General features: G+C 56.9%; 1 rRNA gene. It reads left to right on the top strand.

Features of this window, described 5'->3' with window-relative positions:
- Positions 1–21: 21 nt before the first annotated feature.
- Positions 22–1,547: ribosomal RNA gene (locus tag ACFTR6_RS22010) — 16S ribosomal RNA — on the top strand.
- The last annotated feature ends 20 nt before the right edge of the window (positions 1,548–1,567 follow it).

Genomic DNA, 1,567 nt, shown 5'->3' on the forward strand with positions numbered 1-1,567 from the left:
CCTGGTTGTGTCTGTTTTACTTCAACGGAGAGTTTGATCCTGGCTCAGGATGAACGCTGGCGGCGTGCTTAACACATGCAAGTCGAACGATGATCCGGTGCTTGCACCGGGGATTAGTGGCGAACGGGTGAGTAACACGTGAGTAACCTGCCCTTGACTCTGGGATAAGCCTGGGAAACTGGGTCTAATACCGGATATGACTCCTCATCGCATGGTGGGGGGTGGAAAGCTTTTGCGGTTTTGGATGGACTCGCGGCCTATCAGCTTGTTGGTGAGGTAATGGCTTACCAAGGCGACGACGGGTAGCCGGCCTGAGAGGGTGACCGGCCACACTGGGACTGAGACACGGCCCAGACTCCTACGGGAGGCAGCAGTGGGGAATATTGCACAATGGGCGCAAGCCTGATGCAGCGACGCCGCGTGAGGGATGACGGCCTTCGGGTTGTAAACCTCTTTCAGTAGGGAAGAAGCGAAAGTGACGGTACCTGCAGAAGAAGCGCCGGCTAACTACGTGCCAGCAGCCGCGGTAATACGTAGGGCGCAAGCGTTATCCGGAATTATTGGGCGTAAAGAGCTCGTAGGCGGTTTGTCGCGTCTGCCGTGAAAGTCCGGGGCTCAACTCCGGATCTGCGGTGGGTACGGGCAGACTAGAGTGATGTAGGGGAGACTGGAATTCCTGGTGTAGCGGTGAAATGCGCAGATATCAGGAGGAACACCGATGGCGAAGGCAGGTCTCTGGGCATTAACTGACGCTGAGGAGCGAAAGCATGGGGAGCGAACAGGATTAGATACCCTGGTAGTCCATGCCGTAAACGTTGGGCACTAGGTGTGGGGGACATTCCACGTTTTCCGCGCCGTAGCTAACGCATTAAGTGCCCCGCCTGGGGAGTACGGCCGCAAGGCTAAAACTCAAAGGAATTGACGGGGGCCCGCACAAGCGGCGGAGCATGCGGATTAATTCGATGCAACGCGAAGAACCTTACCAAGGCTTGACATGGACCGGATCGCCGCAGAAATGTGGTTTCTCCTTTTGGGGCCGGTTCACAGGTGGTGCATGGTTGTCGTCAGCTCGTGTCGTGAGATGTTGGGTTAAGTCCCGCAACGAGCGCAACCCTCGTTCCATGTTGCCAGCACGTGATGGTGGGGACTCATGGGAGACTGCCGGGGTCAACTCGGAGGAAGGTGGGGACGACGTCAAATCATCATGCCCCTTATGTCTTGGGCTTCACGCATGCTACAATGGCCGGTACAAAGGGTTGCGATACTGTGAGGTGGAGCTAATCCCAAAAAGCCGGTCTCAGTTCGGATTGGGGTCTGCAACTCGACCCCATGAAGTCGGAGTCGCTAGTAATCGCAGATCAGCAACGCTGCGGTGAATACGTTCCCGGGCCTTGTACACACCGCCCGTCAAGTCACGAAAGTTGGTAACACCCGAAGCCGGTGGCCTAACCCCTTGTGGGAGGGAGCCGTCGAAGGTGGGACTGGCGATTGGGACTAAGTCGTAACAAGGTAGCCGTACCGGAAGGTGCGGCTGGATCACCTCCTTTCTAAGGAGCACCTACAGCAC

The organism is Arthrobacter sp. NPDC057009 (assembly GCF_042673905.1).
Classification (GTDB): Bacteria; Actinomycetota; Actinomycetes; order Actinomycetales; family Micrococcaceae; genus Arthrobacter.